Raw genomic sequence first — 22,386 nt, forward strand, 5'->3', positions numbered from 1 at the left:
ACACTAACCTGGGTTTAAAAAAAGTGCCAACGGTTGAATTACCGAGATTTTTTGAAAAACCCTCCGTATAAATACGGAAGGGGGAGGCCAGAGGATACGGAGAGTTATGGACCAAAGAAACCTCAAAGGTAAATAGAATCGGGGGTTTTCCGATAAAAGCGATAGAGAGTGAGGATAAACCCGTTAAAACTTTACGGAGTAAGGGGAGGGCAAAATATAAATCATTCAAACGTTCAACGTCCCCCCTTGACGGGGTTTCTTTAAAAATGACTCCATCAAGGAGTCACTACGAACGTTTTGGAGGTTTTATTTTTTTGGAGTTCCCTAAGTCGTATTTTTTTATACAAACCAAGATAAAATGGACCAAAAGTTCACTGTAAACAGAATCAAGGAACAAGGCTCAATCCCATGAACCCACAGTATAAACAATTTCAAATTCGGTCCTGGCAACCGGGCGATCGCACCGATGCAGCAGCAGTCATTGAGTCAGTTTTAGCAGAATACGGCCTAAATTGGGACCCCCTGGAGGCCGATCGCGATGTTCTGGAAGTTGAAACAGCTTATCACAATACTGGAGGTGAATTCTGGATTATAGCACAATCTGATAAAATTGTGGGGACAGCCGGATACTATCCAGTTCCCCGTGGGAACAATGCCGTAGAAATTCGCAAAATGTACTTGTTACCCGAGGTGCGAGGTCAAGGTTTAGGAACATTTATCCTCAAACAACTCGAAGATGCGATCGCCACCCGCCATTTCTCGGAAATCTGGATAGAAACCGCCAGCGTTCTCACCGAAGCGGTGCAACTCTACGAACGCAACGGCTATCAACCCGCAACCGGCGTGGAAACCGCTAGGTGCGATCGCATCTATGTCAAGCACCTTCCAGCATAACGCAAACCGGGAAACGATTTTCTCACACTGGCCTTGGTTAACGCCGGTTGGATGCGATCGCTCGCCATCCTCGCCCCGGATAAATTCCGCGCCACCGGACCCACCTGCAACGCCGCCAACCCACCCATAATAAACAATTCACAACCGGGCCAGCGTAAATGCTCATCCAGAACCGGCAATCCGTTGACAATCGGAATCGGATGTGCTATCATACCTTGATTAAATAAGGGATCGGTGGTTACATCTACCTTTGTCCCCGTCGCTAACCCAATGCGATCGCAGGTATAGCTTGTCCCATCATTGCAAACAATCTGCCATTCTCCCAAGTTCCAACCCGCCCGCACCACCTGACATTCCTCCTGAATCGTCAAGTTACCATTGCGACGTTCTCGGCGCAAGCGAGTCCCCACCTCCGGCGTCATTGACCCCCCATCCCGCGCCTGTTGGATCAACTGCCAACGCCGACCCCAGTCTGATTCTGCCGTAAATCCCTTCAAATATTTAGGACCCAACCAACCGGGTTCGGCATCAAACAGTTTTTCTTGGAGTCGCCGCTTAATCATCAGGGTGACCTTGGCCCCCCGGGATATGGCCCCAGTTGCCAGATGTCCACTGGTTAACCCACCGCCAATGATCAAGATGCGATCGCCCTTTAACTGCAACTGCCGTAAATCCACAGACTGAGAATGACAGAGGCGATCGCCCGGGTAGTCCGTCTCAATCTGCTGCACCCAGTCCGGAACAAAGGGCCTGCCTCCCCCCTTTGCCATCACCACTCGTCGCGCTATCACCGGAGAGTCTCCCTCTCTCTCTAAGGGATTTCCAGAAAATAAATTCTGCAACGCCGTGATAAAATAAGCATTAACCCCCTGCGCAAGGAGAACGCAGATGGAATTAACAGATTCGGTGAAAAATTTATTAATTGAGACAGCAAAGCAATTGAAAGGAGCCGCGAGACGTCGTTTCATGGCTCTGACGGTTAAGGACTTAGGCTTTGGGGGTCAGAGTCGAGCTAACAAAGAACTGGGATGGGATAGGGATACAGTAAGGAAAGGAGTACGGGAACTAGAGACCGGCATAACTTGTGTAGATAATTATAAAGGCCGAGGTCGCAAAAAATCTGAAAAACATTTGCCGCATCTATTAATAGATATTCAATCGATAGTAGATAGTCAAAGTCAAACGGACCCTACATTTAAAAGTAGCCGCTTATATACCCGATTGAGCGCAGAATTCGTAAGAAAGCAACTAATTGTCCAAAAAAACTATAGGTCAGAAGAGTTGCCCACGACAGAAACCATTCGACGGAAACTTAACCACTTAGGTTATTACCCGCAAAAAGTGAAAAAAAGTAAACCTCAAAAAAAAATTCCCGAAACCGATGAAATTTTTGAGCAGATGGAAGTGATTAATCAAGAAGCTTTACTCTCTCCTACCACGTTAGAAATCTCAATGGACGGCAAAGCTGCAGTTAACATTGGGCCTTTTTCCCGAAAAGGAAAAACTCGCGTCCCAACGTTCGCTTGCGATCATGATTTTAATTCAAACAGTAAAGTCATACCTTATGGGATTTTTTTTACCTCAGTCAGATGACTTATTTTTATATTTTATAGAATCCCAAGTGACTAGAGAAAAGCATAGTTGATATTTTAGAACAGTGGTGGCAAGAGTTTGGCTCCAAGTTTGAGGGATGTAGGACTCTGCTAATCAAACAAGATAATGGGCCAGAGAATCATTCACGAAGAACTCAATTTATGAACCGCATTGTCGAGTTTGTCGAAACTTATACAATCAACGTGCGTATGGCATACTATCCGCCCTATCACAGTAAATATAATCCAGTTGAGCGGACTTGGGTCCTGTTAGAAAATCATTGGAATGGCACCATTCTTGAGGATATCAAAACCGCTTTACAGTGGGCAAAACCCATGACTTGGAAAGGCAATAATCCCGTGGTAAAACTCGTAAATAAGACATCTCAAACAGGAGTCAAGTTAACTTGTAAAGCAATGGAAAAGCTAGAAACCAAGCTCACTCGTTTTATAAACATAGAGCCAGAAAATCAGTACAACTTGGGTAAATGGTTTGTAGACATCTTCTATAATGCCCGTGAACTTTGCAGGTTTTATTTTGTGGAACTCCCGAATACAACATCCAACCCAGTCTCTGAATTATATTTACCCAAACGAGGAATGCCCGTCACGATTATTACGGGCTTTTTGGGCAGTGGTAAAACTACTCTGCTGAATCAAATTCTCAAGAATAAGCAGGATTTAAAAGTGGCGGTTCTCGTCAATGAGTTTGGGGATATTAATATTGATTCCCAACTTTTGGTTTCCCTGGACCAGGATATGGTGGAGTTGAGCAATGGCTGTATTTGCTGCACGATTAATGATGGTTTGTTTGATGCTGTCTACCGCATCCTAGAACGGCAAGATAAAATTGATTATTGGGTGATAGAAACTACGGGCATTGCCGACCCTTTGCCGATTATCCTCACCTTTGTGGGAAGTGAGTTACGAGACCTGACTCGACTGGATTCGGTCTTAACCTTGGTGGATACTTCCACTTTTACCCCAGAGCATTTTGACAGTGAAGCGGCTTTAAAACAAGTCGCTTTTGGGGATATTGTGCTGTTAAACAAAACGGATTTAACTCCCCCTGAAAAAATTGAGGAATTAGAATCTTACATTCGCACAGTGAAAGTCGGGGCGAGAATGTTGCGATCGCAATATGGAGAAGTACCATTACCCTTGATTTTGGATGTGGAATTGACGGAACCAGGAGCCTATCAAGAGTATGAATCAGCGCCAGAGGAACATGAGCATCATGAGCATCATAACCATCATGACCATGAGCATCATGAACATCATGAGCATGAGCATGAACATCATCACCATGAGCATCATCACCATCATTCTGACCATTTACAAAATGATGGGTTTATCTCCGTCTCATTTCAGAGCGATCGCCCCTTTGCCGTCAAGAAATTTGAAACCTTTTTAACGGAAAAAGTCTCAAACTCTGTATTTCGAGCCAAAGGCATTTTATGGTTTGCAGAAAGTGAAGCCCGCCATGTCTTTCAACTGAGCGGCCCTCGCTACGATTTGAACCAAGAGGATTGGCTAGAACCTCCTAAAAATCAACTGGTTTTAATCGGACGCAATTTAGACCCAGACCAACTTAAAGCAGAGTTAACCGCTTGCTTGGTCTAATTTTAGGAAAAAAATATTAAGGAACTGTTGTTGATTCTCGAAAAAATAACGCCCCAATTCTTAAATAAAACCGGCTTGTTATAGAAGGGTGTCGGACTCAAGGGACTAGAGGAGTGGGAGCATCTTGCTCCCTTGTTGTAGTAGGGAGCAAGATGCTCCCACTCCTAGGAAAAAGTCTCGAATTTTTGCCCCGGTTCGCTATACTCAAAAAATAGTCTGAACATCAGACCAAATCTTGGAGGGAACCGATGACAGAAAGCCTGGACCCCTATATTGTTCCACCTGCCTTTCCCGACCATACGCAATTACCCGAGTCCGATGGTACATTTGTTCATAACTTTTATGCCCATCCCCAAAGCATTCTCCTCACGGATTCGATTGGTCCAGTATTAGAAAGAATCCATCCCGATGGAGAATATGCGATCGGACAAGACTGCGGCATTTACTGGCGAGAAACTGAACCTCCAGAACAAGGCGCAGAGGCACCGGATTGGTTTTACGTTCCGAATGTTCCGCCCAAATTAGACGGTGAAATTCGCCGGTCCTATGTGTATTGGAGAGAATATGTCTCCCCCTTAATTGCTCTCGAATTTGCCTCGGGGACTGGGGAGGAAGAACGCGATCGCACCCCACTCAACAGAAGCGCAGATGCACCCCGACAAAAACCCGGTAAGTTTTGGGTGTATGAAAAAATCATCAAAATTCCTTTATTTACTGAGGGGGTACTTGTATCAAAAACTAGAACCGAACGAGCGCGGACATTATCCCATCCCCGAATTAGGCATAGAATTGGGACTGTGGCAAGGCAGTTACCAAAATCAAACTCAACTCTGGTTAAGGTGGTGGGATGAAGAAGGAAATTTGTTGCTGACTGGAGCAGAACGCGCAGAACTTGCACAGCAACGAGAAGAATCTGAACGCCAACGAGCGGAATCTGAACGCCAACGAGCCGATCGCGCCGAGCGTTCCCAACGAGAATCTATCCCCCGTTTGTTAGGCATGGGTTTGACTCCAGAACAGGTGGCCGAAGCCCTGAATTTGACCTTAGAACAAGTCCGGGAAATGAGTTAAAAGTAAATCATTTTATTCATAAATTGAGAGTGCGTTTTATTAAAATAAACGCACTTTCTTCTGTATTTGGGATATAATAGCCACAAACAAATGACCAGCAACCAATCACAAAAAACAAATGACAAATCTAACTGAAATTGGCGGAACGGTACAAGAGTATCTGTGGAAGTATGACAACCAGGCGATCGCCGTTGCTTATGAAACCCGAGGACAGGGGATGCCTCTGTTATTACTGCCCGCTTTCAGTACCGTGTCCAGTCGCGATGAGATGCGGGGGATGGCGGAACGGTTGTGCGATCGCTTTGAAGTCGTGGCACTCGATTGGCCCGGATTTGGAGACTCGGACCGCCCGGGGGTACAGTATGGACCAGAATTTTACCATCTGTTTCTGGCGGATTTCGTGAGTTCTGTCTTCCCGGGACCCGTCGCCATTGTGGCAGCAGGACATGGGGCCGGATATGCTATGAAGTTGGCAAAAACCCACCCCGAACGGGTTTCTAAGGTAGTGTTAGTAGCTCCCACTTGGCTGGGACCCCTGCGGATTATGGGGGTGCCGGAACCTGTAAGGGATTTTGTGAGAGAAACTGTGCGGACTCCGGGAATTGGTGAGTTTCTTTACGATTTGAATACTCACCCGGCATTTTTGGAATTTATGTATAAACAGCACGTTTTTGTGGATCCGGCCAAGTTGACCCCGGAATTCATTGCTCAAAAGCGCGACAGCACCCAACACCCTGGCGGCAGATTTGCCCCGGTTGCCTTTGTCACGGGGACTCTGGACCCGGCAGGCGATCGCCAGGAAATATTAGCCCAATTTCAGCCCTTACTTGTGCCGGTGAAGGTGATTATTGGCACCTTGGCCCCCTCGGGTTCCCAGTCGGTGATGGAGGCAGTCGCCCAATTGCCTGGGGTGGAATCGGCGCGGGTGGCCGGTTCTCTGGGAATGCATGAAGAATTTCCGACTGCGGTTGTTGAGGCAGTCGGTGACTTTTTATAATCGCCTGGGGTGGGGGATGGACCCGAGCGTATAGAGTCGAGTCTATACCCGATTTTATACGTTCGGGTTTATTTTAATCTACAAAGTTAATAATTATTAGCGGGATCCGGTTCCCGGTGTTCTATGTCCAATCCTTGACATTCCGGTTTGTGGTCACGAAACCGACTCCCCATCGGCTAATTCCAACGCCTATAACTCCGGATTGCCCTGGGTTTGACTGGATTTAACTCTCAACAAGGTTAAATATTGTTACAAGAATTTTTTTCAGGATGAAAACCGTGATATAAACGATAACTATGAAGTGGAGTTATTCCCACTTCAACAACCCGGTTGTTGTGTAACTCGGGGAATTTCGTCAAAATTGGAGCGTATAGAGATGCTTTAATGCAGTCTAGGAGCTTAAATCAAGCGGTAGTGGCTGCCTAACGATCCGGCCAAAGGATGAACAGCCAGCTACTGATTTGTTGTTTTAGATACAGCGTTTATTTTTTAAATGAGAATAAGGTAGGATTTTCCTATCTCGTTATTAATAAAGATTCTCAATAGATAGAGGTAGACCATGAAAGGACTCGGGATGTTGCACAAGGCACAGGGATATCGGAATCCAAAGGATACCTGGTTTAGTTATTTTGGGGGCGCGACTCAACCCCACCGAACCGAGGAGATTTCCCCACCTTGCAATCCCCAAGATGGAACGGGGGATAGTCCTTTATCCCTTGCCCAAGCGGGCGATCGCCTGCGAGTCACGCAAATTACTGGGGGGAGTTCCCTGAAAACCTATCTGGAAGAAATGGGAGTGAGACAGGGGACAGAATTCCTCGTCATCGATCGCAGTGGCAGTGGATCAGCGATTGTCATGATGGCCGATTGCCAGATTGGGCTAGGGGCTGGGATGACCGGAAATATCCTTTGTGTGGATTCAACCCAGGGTTACCGAGAGCGCCAGAACCTGCCCAAAAAAGGGTTAAAAACCCGGTTGCGCGAGATTGCGATCGGTGCCAAAGGGCGAATTATCGGCTATGAATCCACAAATCGCAGCTATAAGCGCCGACTGCTTTCGATGGGATTAACCCCAGGAACCGAGTTTAAAATTATTCGCCACGCACCCCTAGGCGACCCCACGGAAATCAAGGTACGCGGATTTAGCCTGACCCTGCGGAAAGACGAAGCCGATGCACTCTGTATAGAAAAGGTAGACCGATGAAGTACCCCATTATTGGCCTGTTAGGGAACCCGAACTGCGGAAAAACTTGTCTGTTCAATGCTTTGACCGGATCCAACCAGCGCGTCGGCAACTGGCCGGGAGTCACGGTGGATCGCAAAGATGGCACTTATCGCGACGGGAATCGTGAGATTACCGTGGTGGATCTGCCTGGGGTATATTGCCTAGATGCGGAAGATGATGAAACGGGACTGGATGAACTGGTGGCCCGGGATTATCTGTTGTCCGGGGAAGCGACGGCGATCGTTAATATTGTAGATGCCTCGAATTTAGAGCGAAATTTGTATCTGACAACGCAATTAATCGAGATGCGTCTGCCGATGGTGATCGCCTTGAATATGATGGATGTGGCAAAAGAACGGGGGATGAATATTGATCCCGTGCTCTTGTCAGAACGCTTAGGCTGTCCGGTGATACCGATTGTCGCGACCAAAAAGGAAGGGTTGAGTGCCTTGGGGGATGCGATCGCCCAACAAGTAGACCGTCCCACCCTGCCTCAAGCTTACGTCCCCTATCCAGCGATTCTGGAACAAGCCTTTTTAGACATTGAAACCGCGATCGCCGACCGGAAAATCACCGTTGCACCGCGATGGGCCGCCCTCAAACTGTTGGAATACGACGATCGCGGCGCATCGGTTTCCACGGATACCGAACTGGACCGGATCATTGTCACCTACCGGCGCAAAATTCATCAGGTTCTGGAGGAAGACCTGGATATTATTATTGCTGACAGTCGGTATAGTTACATTCACCAAATTACCCAAGGAGTCACCGAACGCCAGGGAGAAGTGAGTGCAAGTATGACCGAAAAACTTGATCGCATTGTCCTGGATCGCTGGTTAGGGATTCCCATCTTTTTAGGGGTGATGTATCTGATGTTTTTGTTTACCATCAACATCAGCAGCGCCTTTATTGACTTTTTTGAGATTCTCACTGGGGCTATCTTTGTGGACGGATTGGGCCGATTCCTAGCCAATATTGGTACTCCAGGATGGTTGGTGGCCCTGCTGGCCGATGGCGCAGGAGGCGGGATTCAAACGGTTTCCACCTTTATTCCCGTGATTGGATTCTTGTTTTTGTTCCTGTCGGTTTTGGAAGATTCTGGATATATGGCCCGGGCCGCCTTTGTTATGGATCGGTTCATGCGATTTGTGGGACTGCCAGGGAAATCCTTTGTGCCGATGTTGGTGGGATTTGGCTGTAATGTGCCGGGGATCATGTCCAGTCGCACCTTGGAAAATCCGCGCGATCGCCTCCTCACCATCGCCATGAATCCCTTTATGTCCTGTGGGGCTAGATTACCTGTGTATGCCTTATTTGCCGCTGCCTTTTTCCCCGTCGCCGGTCAAAATATTGTCTTCGGATTATATATTATTGGCGTACTCGCTGCGGTGGTGACGGGGTTAGTGTTGAAGCAGACCCTGTTGCAGGGAAAACCCTCCACCTTTGTTATGGAACTCCCTCCCTATCACCTGCCCAGCTTGCGCGGGGTGGCGATTCATACCTGGGACCGCCTCCAAGGGTTTATCTTGAAAGCGGGTCAAATTATCATCATTATGGTGATGGTTCTGGGGTTGTTAAATTCCGTGGGGGTTGACGGGTCATTTGGGAACCAAGACAGCGATCGCTCAATTTTGAGTGTCACCAGTCAAGCGATTACCCCAGTCCTCTCCCCGATGGGAATCCAGCGCGAAAACTGGCCCGCTACCGTGGGGATTTTTACCGGGGTTTTTGCGAAAGAGGCGTTAGTGGGGACTTTGGATTCTTTGTATAGTAACATGGCGCGACAACGGGCGACTGGGCAGGATGAAGCAACGGCAGAGGAATTTGACTTTTGGGGACAAGTCCAAGAAGCATTTGCCTCAATTCCGGCCAATTTAGCCAAAGTTCCGGCAGCGTTGCTTGATCCCCTCGGTTTAAATATCCAAGACTCCTTGGACCGTGAGGAGAGGGGCGCACAAACGGGAATTGTCGCGGGTACGTTTGGGGAAATGAACGCGCGTTTTCAGGGCCAAGCCAGTGCTTTTGCTTATCTGTTGTTCGTTCTTTTATATTCTCCCTGTGTTTCTGCCATTGCGGCGATTCATCGCGAAACCAGTCTGCGATGGACCTTGTTTGTGGCCTTCTGGTGCACTGGGTTGGCTTATGGTAGTGCGGTGATGTTCTATCAAGTGGCAACATTCTCACAACACGCGATCGCCTCCCTCTTGTGGATTGTGGGGGTGGTGCTATTTGCTGTTGCCAGTGTTGTCTTGATGAAACTCTCTCGACCCGTTGTGCCGGTTAAGGGATGAAGGCGATCGGCAGCAGAAATAACCGGATGAGCGAGGGTTTAGAATTGAGGCAAATCTGTTTACCCCATCCCTTAATTATAATGAACTCGATCACGGTTTTAAAAGGATGCGTTCCCTCTTCCAGATGAGTCAGGAAAGATGATATTAACGGAAATTCAAACCTATTTATCTCAACAGGGTCAAGCCTCCCTGGGACAACTGGAACAGCATTTTCATGTTAGTTCTAATGCCTTGAGTCCCATGTTAGAGAAACTGATTCGGAAAGGGCGGGTGCAAAAGATAGTTTCCTCGAATCGTTGTGGCAGTTGTGGCAGTTGCGCCCCAGAGACCTTGATTATTTATTACTGGGTAAAAGGTGATTGCTTCTCCACTGAACCCCTCTCTCCCGCTTGTCCTCATTCGGGATAAAGGAATTTATTGAGAGGGTTTGTCAAGCGGACATGACAAACCCTCTCAATAAACTCCAGGACCCACAGGACAAGAAACCGGGTTTCTGACCCTTATTTGGTGCGAATTACCAGAAATGCTGCTAAGAAACCCGCTTTCTAACCATTGCTGTATCACTCAAACTAGGACTACACCTCCAGGACAAGAAACCGGGTTTCTGGCCTAGATTGGGTGTGAATTGCCAGAAATGTTGCTAAGAAACCCGGTTTCTAACCATTGCTGTATCACCCGACTCGATTGAGTAACCTGGCAACGATAAAAAATTACTGGTATTTGTTCTCAATAAACAAAATTGAGCTGATTTAATGGTATCAGAAAATCGGACAGAAGTGCTGGTATTAAAGTTTTGTTAACAATCCCGAAAACCCTTGCTAAAATCCAGACAAAGTTTTATTCTAAGACTAAAGAGTTTTATCCAGGGTGAACTTTTAGTCCTCAAGCCATCGGCGATAACGGATTGAAAAATACCCGGGGCTAGGGGAGGAAAGGGAATGGTCAGTCAAACGGCAACCACTGGAACCGGAACTGTTAAATTAGTTCAGGCAGTTGAGGGCTGTGTGCAATTGCGCGCAGGGGATAGCACGGGTATTCTTTACCTGAATCTGCTCGGGCAACAGGTGGGACAAGAACCGGGAATCGTGGCGGTTTCTACGGAGGAAAAAACGGGGGATTTAATTATTGTCTTCAATCCTCATGTTATTCCCCTGATTCAGGTGATAGAAATGCTGCAAGGGTGGGGAATTTCTGGGATAAAAAGCGACCAGGACCCGGTAAAGCAAGTGGGGAATTTTCTACTCCATCATCAAGAATTGGAGACATTAGCCCCGATGATTGCCGGGATGTTGGTGACTCAGACGCTGAAACTGCGGGGGGGATGGGCGTTACTGGGGAATGTGATAGCGGCGAGTGTGACACGACAGGCGATCGCCCAATTGGAGCAAAACTCCACCGATGCTGCTGTGGTAAGGGTTCCCTCCGTGGCAACTCCGGCAGCAACTGCCCCTCAATCAGCGGTGAAAGCGCCATCCGGGATGGGAGTCGAAATCGTTCATGCCATTCCAGGACGAGTGCGGTTGCGCCTGCCCAAAATTGCCCAGGATAGCACTTGTGCCAGTCGCCTCCAAACTGCGATATCCGCCCAACCCGAAGTTACCGAAATCCGCCTCAATCCTCTCACCGCCTCGATTGTGGTTCAGTATGAAATTGCTGCCGGATTAGATGAATCCTGGCGATCGCACCTAGTGGAGATGATTCAAGAGGCGATCGCCGATTCCTTACCCCAGGAAACCCCCACCCTAGAACGCAATTCCCTGGAAGAACCTGACTATCCCGAAGAAACCCCAGGCGTCGCCGAAGTAGAACCTGAGAGGATTCTAGCCCAGGATGCAGACGAGGATGCCTTGAATTATTTTAACCCTTGTTTTGCTCGGGCCTTTGTGAATGCCATGATGAATCGGTTTATGGGGGCGTCGGTGTAATCGCACAGGTTAGAAACCGGGTTTCTTCACAAAAACTGTGGCAATTCACAACAATTTACGCCAGAAAGCCAGTTTCTTGTCCTGTCGTGCTCGCTGTAATCGCACCTAGGAGAACAAAAATGAGAGCAGATATAGAAATTTGGAACAAACCAGGCAATCCCCTCGCCGAAGTGACCCAGACTTGGGTTGCTTGTACCTTGGTTCATGCCATCCCCGGACGAGTCAGGTTTAGAGTCCCTCGCCTCGCGCGCGATCGCCCCTACGCCGATCGCCTGGAACAAGCAATGGCAAGTCAACCCGGGGTGATACAAGTACGCGTGAATCTCACTGCTGCCTCCATCGCTATTCATTACCAAACCCAGGGAATGAGCGATGAAAGAATGCGATCGCAATTGGTGAAAGTGATTCAACAAACCGGGCAACTCCAGCAGTCCCCGGGACGTGAGAGCAACCCCGTCATTCCTGAACTTCCGGCAACGGAACCCGAGAGTCATGATATCATATTGCCTGCCATTGCCACCCTATTGGCGATTCTAGGCGGTCCCCTAGGATTGCCGATTCCGCGAACCCTCATGGGGGGAAGCGTTGCCTGGGCTGCTTTACCCGTGGCTAAACGGGCGATCGCCAGTATTGTAGCCGAACGCCGACTGAATATCGACTGCTTGGATTTGATGGCGATCGCCCTGTCATCCCTGCGCGGAAATTTGCTCACCCCTGCCTTAGTCATGACCCTGCATGAAGTCGGGGATACCATCCGCGATCGCACCGCCCGGTCCTCTGCCGCCCGCACTGCGGACCTCATGGACACCATCGGACGCTTTGCCTGGGTGGAACGCCACGGGGAAAAACAGCAAATTCCCGCCACCGACGTGGAAATTGGGGAAACCGTCATAGTCTATCCTGGGGAACAAATTCCCGTGGATGGGATTGTCTTACAGGGAACCGCCACCATTGATCGCCAGAAACTCACCGGCGAATCCATGCCGATTGTTGCTGAAAAGGGAACTCAGGTTTATGCCTCCACCCTCCTGCGGTCCGGGGAATTGTATATCCAAGCGGAACGAGTCGGGGCCGCCACCCGGGCAGCAGCGAGTTTGGAATTAGTGAGAAAAGCTCCAGTCCATGATACTCGCATGGAAAATTACGCCGCCAACATCGCCGATCGCGCTGTCTTACCTGCGGGAATCTGGGCCGCTCTGGTGTGGGCCCTGACTCGGGACCCGGGACGGGCGGCAGCGATTCTCACTTTAGACTTTGTGACGGGAATTCGCGTTTCCGTCCCCACCAGCTTTATGGCAGCCCTAACTCATGCCACAAGACATGGGATTTTAATCCGCAGTGGACGCGCCTTGGAACAATTAGCCGAAGTCGATACGGTGGTATTTGACAAAACCGGCACCCTCACTCAAGGGAATCTGTCTGTAGTTCGGATTACCACCGCATCGGAAGCAATTTCCGAGGAGGAAGTGCTAGAACTGGCTGCGGCAGCGGAACAACGGATTTCTCACCCGGTAGCTGAGGCGATTGTGGCGGAGGCTCAGAACCGGGGAGTGAGACTCTTGTCTCGGGGAGAATGGCACTATGAGGTGGGTTTGGGCATTCAGGCGGAGATTGAAGGGCGCAGGGTGTTAGTCGGTAGCGATCGCTTCTTGCGCCAGTCTGGAGTGACGGTGGACTGTCTGACGGATCAGGAACGGCGATGCGATCGGGGATTGGACTGTGAGCAATCAGATTGTGCGCTCAATGTCAACTGTTCTTTAATTTACGTTGCTTGTGAGGGCAAATTCCAAGGCGTCATCGAATATGCGGACCCCCTGCGCCGGGAAACGCCCACAGTGATTCAACGGTTGCAGTCAGAATATCACATTCAGGTGCAGATGCTCACCGGAGATGAACGTCCCCGCGCCCTTGCTGTTGCCGAAAAACTGGGGATTCCCGCCTGTCATACCCATGCCGAAGCCTTTCCCGAACAAAAAGCCGCCCTCGTGCGTGAATTACATGAATCGGGGAAAACCGTTGCCTTTGTGGGGGATGGGTTAAATGATTCCGTTGCCTTAGCTTATGCGGATCTGTCCGTGTCCTTTGCCAACGGATCCGATGTAGCCCGAGAAACCGCTGATGTGGTGTTGATGGAGAACAATTTATCTGGGTTGCTAGATGCGATCGCGATCGCCAAGGAAACCCAGCATATTATACAGCAAAATACCACCTTAGTAGTCGGACCGAATTTAGCCGCCTTGGTTTTAGCATCCACCTTCGGACTGCACCCCTTAGCTGCCACCGTCGTACACAACGGTTCAGCGATCGCCGCTGGATTAAACGGGTTACGTCCTCTGATGCACAGAGATCCCCCGCGATCGGCATCAGAAAAGACCGAACCCAATCGGAATTAATACCCCTTACCCTTACTGGAGGAATTGTATCATGGGACTCATTCATTGGAAACAAGCCGGAATCCAACAACATCTCACGGAAATGATGGAAGCGGGAAAAGGAGGACGAGCGATCGCCTTGGGAATCGGTGCAGTAGTCCTTGCGCCCATTTTATTACCTGCGATCGGCAAAGTCGCTAAACCCATCGCCAAAGCGACCCTAAAAAATGGCATTACCCTCTATGAAAAAGGCAAAGTTGCTGTTGCGGAAGCCAACGAAGTCTGGGAAGATATTTTAGCAGAAGCTAAAGCCGAAGCAATGGCTCAATCCCATCAAATGCCCAACTCTGAACCGCCCAATAAAGGATAACCTCAAATCCGCCGGGGGTTTAAACTAAAGTCGGTTAAAACTGAGATCTTGCACCATTCTCAACACCGCCGGGGGTTTGAACCTTTTAGCCTCTACGGCGGGGGATAAATCCCCCGCCTCATAGCTAAAGTCGGTTAAAAACCGACTGCAAGTCGGATACAGTGGTGTTTTTAGTCGGTTTCAACCGACTTGAGCTGTTAGGCGGGGGATTTATCCCCCGCCGGTTGTTGCAACTTCAGTCGTTCTCTTAGTTCGTAGTAACGACTTCAGTCGTTCTCTTAATTCCCCATCACAACCTCAATCATTCCCACCCCCATCAAATCCCACAAAACCCTTTAATTGCCTCCCAAATCTCCGGCATCACATTTCCCAACCCATGATCGCTATCCAATTCTACCTGCTTCACCCAAGGACGAGAAGTGACAAATCGACGACTTGCCTCAACCGGAATCACCTCATCTTTAACCCCATGTAAAATCAAAGTCGGTAGCTGTCGCTGCAACTGATTCTCAACGTAACCTTGAGCATCTAAGATAAATTGATAACTCAGGGGAATTTCCCGCTTTTCCCCATAATGATAAATTGGCAAATACCCCTGTTCTTGCCAAAATTCAAGCCGTTTAGGACCTAAACTCGCCATCCAATGACTCAGGAATTCAAAGGCAGGGGCTAATAAAACCAGGCGATCGACTTGGGGATATCGTTCCGCTAACCAGGCAGAAGTCAGTCCCCCAAAACTTGAGCCAATTAGGGTAACTGTAGCCGGTTCCGGGGGAAATTCCCTCGCTACTTGTTCCAGTTGGCGGGTCAGAGTCAGATGGGAAAAATCCCCGTGATTGAGATTGGGAATCGTCAGAGGAATTGATATTTCAGTAAAGCGACGCCGGAGATAATTTGCCTTGAATGAATCAGGACTTGATGCAAATCCATGTAAATAAATGTAAGTTCGCGGTAATGGTTGAGTCATGCTTAAATATCCTTTGCAAACGTTCGTAGTGAATCCTTGATGGAGTCATTTTAAGATAACCCCTTCAGGGGTTACTACAAACGTTCGTAGTGAATCCTTGATGGAGTCATTTTAAGATAACCCTTGAAGGGGTTACTACAAACGTTCGTAGTGAATCCTTGATGGAGTCATTTTAAGATAACCCCTTCAGGGGTTACTACAAACGTTTGTTAATCGCCCCTACCGGGTTAAATTTAATCGATTCCTAAAATTTCCATTGATTTTTCTAGGACTTCATCGGGGTCAAAGGGCTTCGTCATGTACAAATCGGCCCCGGAATCACTGCCTTTTTGCTTGTCAAACTCTTGACCTTTGGCAGTCAGCATGATAATATAAACATCTTTGATGCCCAGTTCATTTTTAACCGCATTACAAACTTCAAAGCCGCTCATTTTGGGCATCATCACATCCAGAAAAACTAATTCGGGTTTTTCTGCTTTGATGGTATTGAGCGCATCTTCTCCATTGATGGCCGTTAGCAATTCGACCCCCTCATCTTCGAGTTCTTCTAGGGTTTGTTCCATGAGAATGCGGATATGGGGTTCATCATCCACAATTAAGATTTTTTTCGCCATATAACCTCCTATAGGGGTGAACAGAAAAAGGCGCAATTCAAACGGTAAAAAGTATCTTTCTCCCGTCTGAATTGCTGGATTTTCCGGGGGATTATCCTCAGTGCGGTTACCCGAGAGAACCGGAACCATCATCATCTAGCACGAGAAATAAGACATTTTCCAGTCCTTTTTCAAACCGCAAGGTTTTGACGATTTCATGATGCTCGGATAGCACAGAATTGAGAACAATCATATCAGGTCCGATCGCCATTGCCTTTTCAATGCATTCTTGACCCGTCGCTGCCTCGACAACGCTATACCCCTTCGCCTCTAGGACATCGACTAAGGTTTTAATGGCACCGGCATCTTCATCCACGACGATCACGTTCTTTTTTGAGGCCCCCTTGGACAGTAAGGCCCCGATATTTTCAAACAGTTTTTCGGTATCGATGGGTTTGGTTAAGTAGCGATCGATGCCTAACCGATATCCCCGTTGTTTATCCTCAATGATGGAGAGGATGATAATGGGGATATCCATCGTTTCTGGGTCATGTTTGAGCACCGCTGCCACATCAAATCCACTAATTTGCGGCATCATTACATCGAGTAAGATTAGGTCCGGTTTGAGGGATTTGACTTCGGCGATAGCCTCCATGCCATCTTTTGCTTCCCGGACTTGATATCCACAGCTTTCTAATTCTTGGCGCAACAAGGACCGAATGTGAGTATCATCATCAACCACGAGAATGGTTTTAACGGAATCCGTCTCCCGTTGCGGAGTGATCACAATTCGTTCTTTGAGTTGCTTGACAAAGCTATCCAAGTTGAGTTTTTCGAGTTCAGGGGTGACGGTAGACCCCAGGGACGGTAAGCTAAAGGAGAAGCTACTGCCTTGACCCGGTGTACTTTCGACCCAAATTTTGCCGCCGTGATGTTCGATAATTTGTTTACAGATCGGCAGTCCCAGTCCAGTTCCTCGGGGTTTATCCGTGAGGGTATCTCCCACTTGTTTAAATTTCTCGAACACTGTATCTTGAAACTCCGGGGGGATGCCGATGCCAGTGTCGATAATACTCACCACCACCTGTTCCTCGTTTTGGGTGGCGCGGAGGGTGACGGTCCCGGTATCGGTGAATTTGGCGGCATTGGAGATGAGATTAATTAGCACTTGTAATAACCGATCGCGATCGCCGCTGACTTGTGGCAGTTGGGGTTCAATCTCCACCTGCACCTGTAACTGACTGGTTTGAAATAGACTAGAAGTCGAGGCGATCGCCCGTTCCATGAGTTCACTCAGGGAAATCGGTTGCATTTGCCACTCCACTTTCCCCGCTTCCATCTTGGCAATATCTAGCACATCATTAATCAGATTCGTCAACCGTTCCCCTTCAGAAATAATAATCTCAATGTTGTCCATGACTTGCTGCAACGCCCGCTGCGTCTTCTTGTCCGCGTTTTCGAGTGCGCCGACAATCTTATCATGGAGTTTTTTGTTGACAATTTTGGCAAATCCCACCACGGAGGTGAGAGGGGTTCGCAGTTCGTGAGACACCGTAGAGATAAAGTCCGTTTTCATGCGATCGACTTCTTTCTCGGCGGTGATATCCCGGATTAAGGTGACGGTCCCGATACAGCTAGGACCCTGTTCTTCTCCGGTGGAGTCAGTAACAATGGAGGTAGCGACTGCTTTACCGACGCGATTGTTCGTTAAAGGAATTTCCGCCGATAGCACATCGCTGAGGTGTTCCCGGGATTGTGCGACTAAGGTAGCGAGTTCGGTACTCAGTCCCTCCTGGCAATCCCGACCCTCCAGTTCCGTGGCGGGTAATCCAAACATCTGTAATAAGGCGGGGTTCAAGCGGGAAATGCGATCGCGCATATCCGTCACCAGCAACCCATCGGCGATATTGTTGACGATCGCATTCAAATAAGCCACCGTATCTTGCAACTCGTTCACGGTTCGCGCTAAATCAATGGAAATCGCCGCTTGTCCCGAGAGGAGTCGTAACACTTCCAGGCGATCGCGCGTAAAAGCGCTACGGGTGAGATTATTCTCTAAATAAACAATCCCCACCAGTTTCCCTTGATTGACAAACGGTGCACATAACAGCGACTTCACCTGATGGGTACTGACATAGCGATCGTTCGTAAATAATCCCTCCCGGATGGCATCATTTAAGACTACATTGGTTTGAGTCCGTCGGACATAATGAATAATCGACCAAGGCAAGTCAGCCTTAGCATCTAAGGCATCAAATCGTAGCTTGACCCCCTGAATTTTTTTGTCCAGACCCACTTCCGCCGCCAGAATTAGTTTTTCCTTTTCCGCTAACACCAGAAATCCTTTCTGCGCCCCGGCATTTTCAATGAGAATATTCATTAACTTCTCAACCAGCTTCTCAATTTGCAGTTCAGAAGAAATGGCTTGAGAAGCTTTAATCACCGTGGCTAAATCCAAGGCAGCAGAACTCCCAAAAGTTGTTGCCGTTGTCATTTGAGCTATTGCGGTCCCACTCCGGGAAATGGCAGGCTTGCGTAGCTTTAACTGGGGATATTTAGCTTCTAATTGCTCTACCTTAATTTTAGCCCCCCATTTGGTATAAATAGCCGAGGCTTCAGTCAGGTAAGTGTCGGCGAATTTATCCTGATGGCGATGGCGATAAAAATTCGAGGCCAGTTCGTAGGCTAAGGCTTCTTCAGGCAGATAGCCATTTTCTTTCGCCCCCGTAATGGCCCGTTCGTAGCCATCGATCGCCTCTAAACTCCGCCCTAAAACTCGCGCTTTCTCCGCTTCGACTAATTCATACTTATGCTGATAATTCATCGGACCGAGTTCCGCCCATTTCCGCATCTTGTCTTGATTGCACTCCACTTGTTGCAAATACTTTTGCTGGTCTGCAGCAGCAGCAGCAGGATAGATGGATAGCAACACTAAAGAATAGTAAAAGTTGTGAACCGCCATTGTAAAAGCCCCGCTGACGGAACCGGAATATTCAGCGGCTAGGGTTGCATAAGTTAGGGCAACTTGTCCTTGTTTTAACAAAAAGTTGAGGATGGTTTTGGCGAGATAAACATTAAACAAAGACCATCCATCGTTCGCCTCTTTAAGTTTAGGCAAAATCAGGTTTTCGTTAAAAACCTCCCCGACTAACCGATACTTATCCGGGGCTAAGCCTTGTAAATTCGCCACCAGTTGTCGCCAGGTACTGCCGTCATAGAGGGCAATTTCATACTTGAGTTTTTGGAGTAATTCAATATAGGGAGTTTGCTTGCGGGCAACAGTTTCCAGGGATTCTCCACTTAAAAACAAGTAACTGCAATATTTACAAGCGCAGTAACTGGCATATTCTAAATCCCCCACTTCCAAGCCACTCTGGAGCCCTTCTTGTAACGCCTCAACCGCGACTTTAACCGGCTGCTTCCAATGTTGAACGAAGGCAAACACCATATTATAAACTTGGCATTTGAGAGTTTTTGCTTGAAACCGTTCTAACAATTTGACTGAAATTTGTGCCGCATAATAGCCCCGGTTGATATCTCCGGACCCACAGAGAAGCGTGGCATACCAACTGTAAGTAAATGCCGCAATCGCAGAATGTCCTTTTTCCAGACAGCGTTCTAAAGCAGTCAAAACCAATTGGAACCAGAGCTCTAACTGGCTACTATGTAAAGCCGGGGCCACTAAATTCATCAGAATTCGCATTACCGCCAGTTCATAAGGGTCGGTCATTTCTGGCAGTTCGGCGATGCGGTCAATCTCCGGCAATTGTAGGGATTGACTCCGTTCTTCCGAGGCAACCGCTAGGGAAATTCCCATCAAATTTAAGGCTGCCAATCCCGTTTCAATTGCTAGGCTAATATGATGTTGTGCGGCATACATTTGCATTTGAATTTCATACACCTTCACCCGATCCAAAACCGCCTTCGCCTGGGCCAGAATCAGGTCGCCGAGGGTTCGCGCCGCCTCGAAATTGCCATTTAAGTATTCCGCCTCCAAGGTAGAGACATAGAGGGAAAGAGTTAACTCGTAATGGCTGTTCCAGGAATCCTCGCCTAAGAGTCCGATGCCGACTTTCAAATAACGTAAAGCTGCTTCATAAGCCGTGGAGGCTTTGGCTTTATTTCCGGCGATCGCATTCAACTGGGCGAGTTCATATTTTTCTCCTTGGGTTTCCAGGAGCTCACAACCATAGTTGAGTTGATTAACCAGGGCAAAAATGGTTTCTTCTCGTTCCTCCGGGGGAATATTATTCAGCAGCAGTTTCCCGATTTTTAGGTGAGTTTCTTTCTTATGGTCTTCTTGAATCAGGGAATAAGCCGCCTGTTGAACTCGGTCATGCAAAAACTTATAAGAAATAGACTGGGTTCCTAACAAGTCAGAGAGGGTAAGCCCCGTTTGCTTGTCTACGAATTGCTCTCCCTCATTCCCAATCAGCAGGGGAATTTTATATCCCGAACTCAAGGGCAAAATCAAGCCAGATTGCAACGCGGACCAGAGGGAGGCAGCGGTTGCCATCGGGGAACTTTCACTGACGATCGCCAGGACTTCTAAGGTGAAAGTATTGCCCACACAAGCAGCTAATTGTAAGATATTTTGGGTAGATTCCGGGAGTTTTTGAATATTGCGGGCCATTAATTCGACCACATTGCGATCGGCAATCCCCACGGCTAAAATTCGGTCCAGATCCCACTGCCAGACCCCCCCACTGAAGTCATAACTTAAGAGTTTTTCATCCCACAGGGTTTTGATGAGTTGGGTCAGGAAAAAGGGATTGCCCTGGGTTTTATTGTAAAGCAGTTCCGCCAAGGGACGCGACTTCTCGGGTTCATCCAGGGTAGCCGCAATCAACTCGTTGACATGAACCATCTCTAACGGTTGTAACACCATTTGATTCACCGTCGCCCCCATTGATTGCAGGGCATCCCGAGTTTGAATCAAAGGATGAACCGCATTCACTTCGTTATCCCGATAAGCCCCAATCAGTAAAAAATACTGTTGGTCTAGGCCATTAATCAGTTGATAAATTAAGTGTAAAGACGCCGTATCAGCCCATTGTAAATCATCCAGAAAAATCACCAGGGGATGGTCTTTTTTGCAAAAAGTCTGCAAAAATTGTTGAAACACCCGATTAAAGCGATTCTGGGATTCAATGGGCCCGAGTTCAGCAATGGGGGGTTGGGGTCCAACAATGGCTTCAACCTTGGGAATCACCTCGACGATCGCCTGTCCATTACTCCCCAAAGCTTTGCTGAGTTGTTCTTGCCAGAAGGTAATGCGATCGGGACTTTCCGTCAAGAGGCGATCGATTAATTCAGAAAAGGCTTGAATCAGTCCCGCATAAGGAATATTGCGTTTATATTGGTCATATTTACCTGAAATAAAATAGCCTCGCGCCCCGACAATCGGTTTATGAACTTCTGCCACCAACGCCGATTTACCAATGCCGGAATAGCCAGAAACCAGCATCATTTCGCTGCTACCTTCCGCAACTCGATGGAAGGTTTCCATTAAGGTTTCTACTTCTTTTTCCCGCCCATAGAGCTTTTGGGGAATCAGCAATTGACTGGCGCGATCGCGTTCTCCCACCGCAAACGCTGGAATGCTTCCCCTAGCTTCTAATTCGGTTAAACAGGTTTCCAAATCAAACAACAGACCCTGACTGGTTTGATAGCGGTCTTCAGCGGTTTTCGCCATCAATTTCATGACAATATCCGCCACCGCTTGCGGAATTTCCGGGTTCATTTCATGAGGAGAAACGGCGATTTTCGCAATATGACAATAAATTAACTCTAAGGCATCAACCGCCTCAAAGGGTAACCGTCCCGTCAGCATTTCATAGAACGTCACCCCCAAGGAATAAAAATCCGTGCGATAATCCACCGCCCGATTCATCCGTCCGGTTTGTTCCGGAGACATATAGGATAAAGTTCCTTCCAAAACCGTCTCTTGACTCCAAGACGATTCAGAAGAGAGTCGCATCGCGATACTAAAATCAGTAATTTTAATTTCCCCTGTTCGGGGATTAATAATCAGATTTTGAGGCTTAATATCTTTATGAACAATCTGATGGTGATGGAGTTGTCCTAGACTGGTCGTGAGTTGAATCCCTAGGTGTAAAAACTCTGCCAGAGTGAGGGGCTTTTTATCCATGCTCTTTTTCAAAGACTGGCCGCCAAAATCCTCCAAAACCAAGGCTAAACTATTTTGATAATCGGTCAAGGCTAAGGGCTTGACAATCCCAGGAATATCCAGATTTTTACAAATTTCATATTCATTCCTAAATTTAATCAGGTCTTCAATCGTCGGCGAAGGAGAGGCCAATATTTTGAAAATGGCTGTAGTCCCATCTGTCGCATTATAGCCCCGATAAATGATAGTATTGAGGCCGGTTTCCATCGGTTCAGCCAGTTCATACCCAAGAATATTCATAGTTGTTTTTCTACTCGTAAGTCGTGCGGTTACAGG

The 22,386-nt window shown here is 48.0% G+C and carries 13 protein-coding genes and 2 pseudogenes; 11 read left to right on the forward strand and 4 right to left on the reverse strand.

What is annotated here, in order from left to right; genetic code table 11:
* Window positions 1-408: 408 nt before the first annotated feature.
* Entirely contained in the window at window positions 409-894 is a 486-nt protein-coding gene (locus NG795_RS07030) for a GNAT family N-acetyltransferase (protein WP_367287951.1), read from the forward strand.
* Here the strand turns inward: NG795_RS07030 and NG795_RS07035 are convergent.
* Window positions 870-1,685 (reverse strand): NAD(P)/FAD-dependent oxidoreductase, encoded by an 816-nt coding sequence (locus tag NG795_RS07035; RefSeq protein ID WP_367287952.1) that lies wholly within the window; start codon window positions 1,683-1,685, stop codon window positions 870-872. The genes NG795_RS07030 and NG795_RS07035 overlap by 25 nt on opposite strands.
* A gap of 97 nt (window positions 1,686-1,782) precedes the next feature.
* On the opposite strand from NG795_RS07035, the pseudogene NG795_RS07040 reads away from it, so the two are divergent.
* From NG795_RS07040 to NG795_RS07085, 10 genes and pseudogenes are all read left to right on the forward strand, one after another.
* Window positions 1,783-2,999 (forward strand): annotated as a pseudogene (locus NG795_RS07040) (ISAzo13 family transposase); the annotation flags it as partial.
* 87 nt (window positions 3,000-3,086) lie between these two features.
* Window positions 3,087-4,109, forward strand: a complete 1,023-nt coding sequence (locus NG795_RS07045; RefSeq protein WP_367288166.1) for a CobW family GTP-binding protein — start codon at window positions 3,087-3,089, stop codon at window positions 4,107-4,109.
* Window positions 4,110-4,357: 248 nt separating this feature from the next.
* Window positions 4,358-5,180: pseudogene (locus tag NG795_RS07050) on the forward strand (Uma2 family endonuclease).
* Window positions 5,181-5,298: 118 nt separating this feature from the next.
* Window positions 5,299-6,177 carry an alpha/beta fold hydrolase gene (locus tag NG795_RS07055; protein ID WP_367287953.1) on the forward strand — a complete coding sequence of 293 codons (879 nt, stop codon included), beginning with the start codon at window positions 5,299-5,301 and terminating at the stop codon, window positions 6,175-6,177.
* A gap of 559 nt (window positions 6,178-6,736) precedes the next feature.
* Window positions 6,737-7,381, forward strand: coding sequence for a FeoA family protein (locus NG795_RS07060; RefSeq protein WP_367287954.1), 645 nt, complete (start codon window positions 6,737-6,739; stop codon window positions 7,379-7,381).
* Window positions 7,378-9,693, forward strand: a complete 2,316-nt coding sequence (feoB, locus tag NG795_RS07065; RefSeq protein WP_367287955.1) for a Fe(2+) transporter permease subunit FeoB — start codon at window positions 7,378-7,380, stop codon at window positions 9,691-9,693. The genes NG795_RS07060 and feoB overlap by 4 nt, the downstream gene beginning before the upstream one ends.
* 138 nt (window positions 9,694-9,831) lie before the next feature.
* Entirely contained in the window at window positions 9,832-10,101 is a 270-nt protein-coding gene (locus tag NG795_RS07070) for a FeoC-like transcriptional regulator (protein WP_367287956.1), read from the forward strand.
* Between the two features lie 530 nt (window positions 10,102-10,631).
* Window positions 10,632-11,618, forward strand: a complete 987-nt coding sequence (locus NG795_RS07075) for an HMA2 domain-containing protein (RefSeq protein ID WP_367287957.1) — start codon at window positions 10,632-10,634, stop codon at window positions 11,616-11,618.
* 119 nt (window positions 11,619-11,737) lie between these two features.
* A complete protein-coding gene (locus NG795_RS07080) occupies window positions 11,738-14,011 on the forward strand; it encodes a heavy metal translocating P-type ATPase (RefSeq protein WP_367287958.1) in 2,274 nt (757 codons plus the stop codon).
* Window positions 14,012-14,042: 31 nt separating this feature from the next.
* The gene (locus NG795_RS07085) at window positions 14,043-14,360 is read left to right on the forward strand and encodes a DUF5132 domain-containing protein (protein WP_367287959.1); all 318 of its coding nucleotides are present in this window, start codon (window positions 14,043-14,045) and stop codon (window positions 14,358-14,360) included.
* A gap of 316 nt (window positions 14,361-14,676) precedes the next feature.
* Here NG795_RS07085 and NG795_RS07090 read toward each other — a convergent pair whose 3' ends face one another.
* The 3 genes from NG795_RS07090 to NG795_RS07100 form a co-directional block, all read right to left on the reverse strand.
* Window positions 14,677-15,327 carry a YqiA/YcfP family alpha/beta fold hydrolase gene (locus NG795_RS07090; protein WP_367287960.1) on the reverse strand — a complete coding sequence of 217 codons (651 nt, stop codon included), beginning with the start codon at window positions 15,325-15,327 and terminating at the stop codon, window positions 14,677-14,679.
* Window positions 15,328-15,560: 233 nt separating this feature from the next.
* Window positions 15,561-15,941 (reverse strand): response regulator transcription factor, encoded by a 381-nt coding sequence (locus NG795_RS07095; RefSeq protein WP_367287961.1) that lies wholly within the window; start codon window positions 15,939-15,941, stop codon window positions 15,561-15,563.
* A 106-nt stretch (window positions 15,942-16,047) separates the two neighbouring features.
* Window positions 16,048-22,350 (reverse strand): AAA family ATPase, encoded by a 6,303-nt coding sequence (locus NG795_RS07100; protein ID WP_367287962.1) that lies wholly within the window; start codon window positions 22,348-22,350, stop codon window positions 16,048-16,050.
* Window positions 22,351-22,386: the final 36 nt, after the last annotated feature.

The sequence above is a fragment of the Laspinema palackyanum D2c genome (assembly GCF_025370875.1).
Taxonomy (GTDB): Bacteria; Cyanobacteriota; Cyanobacteriia; order Cyanobacteriales; family Laspinemataceae; genus Laspinema; species Laspinema palackyanum.

Excerpts from the sequence above, each read along its gene's own strand:
- NG795_RS07030 (WP_367287951.1), top strand. The coding sequence starts at position 409 with ATGAACCCACAGTATAAACAATTTCAAATTCGGTCCTGGCAACCGGGC.
- NG795_RS07045 (WP_367288166.1), top strand. The coding sequence starts at position 3,087 with ATGCCCGTCACGATTATTACGGGCTTTTTGGGCAGTGGTAAAACTACT.
- NG795_RS07055 (WP_367287953.1), top strand. The coding sequence starts at position 5,299 with ATGACAAATCTAACTGAAATTGGCGGAACGGTACAAGAGTATCTGTGG.
- NG795_RS07060 (WP_367287954.1), top strand. The coding sequence starts at position 6,737 with ATGAAAGGACTCGGGATGTTGCACAAGGCACAGGGATATCGGAATCCA.
- feoB (WP_367287955.1), top strand. The coding sequence starts at position 7,378 with ATGAAGTACCCCATTATTGGCCTGTTAGGGAACCCGAACTGCGGAAAA.
- NG795_RS07070 (WP_367287956.1), top strand. The coding sequence starts at position 9,832 with ATGATATTAACGGAAATTCAAACCTATTTATCTCAACAGGGTCAAGCC.
- NG795_RS07075 (WP_367287957.1), top strand. The coding sequence starts at position 10,632 with ATGGTCAGTCAAACGGCAACCACTGGAACCGGAACTGTTAAATTAGTT.
- NG795_RS07080 (WP_367287958.1), top strand. The coding sequence starts at position 11,738 with ATGAGAGCAGATATAGAAATTTGGAACAAACCAGGCAATCCCCTCGCC.
- NG795_RS07085 (WP_367287959.1), top strand. The coding sequence starts at position 14,043 with ATGGGACTCATTCATTGGAAACAAGCCGGAATCCAACAACATCTCACG.
- NG795_RS07090 (WP_367287960.1), bottom strand. The coding sequence starts at position 15,327 with ATGACTCAACCATTACCGCGAACTTACATTTATTTACATGGATTTGCA.
- NG795_RS07095 (WP_367287961.1), bottom strand. The coding sequence starts at position 15,941 with ATGGCGAAAAAAATCTTAATTGTGGATGATGAACCCCATATCCGCATT.
- NG795_RS07100 (WP_367287962.1), bottom strand. The coding sequence starts at position 22,350 with ATGAATATTCTTGGGTATGAACTGGCTGAACCGATGGAAACCGGCCTC.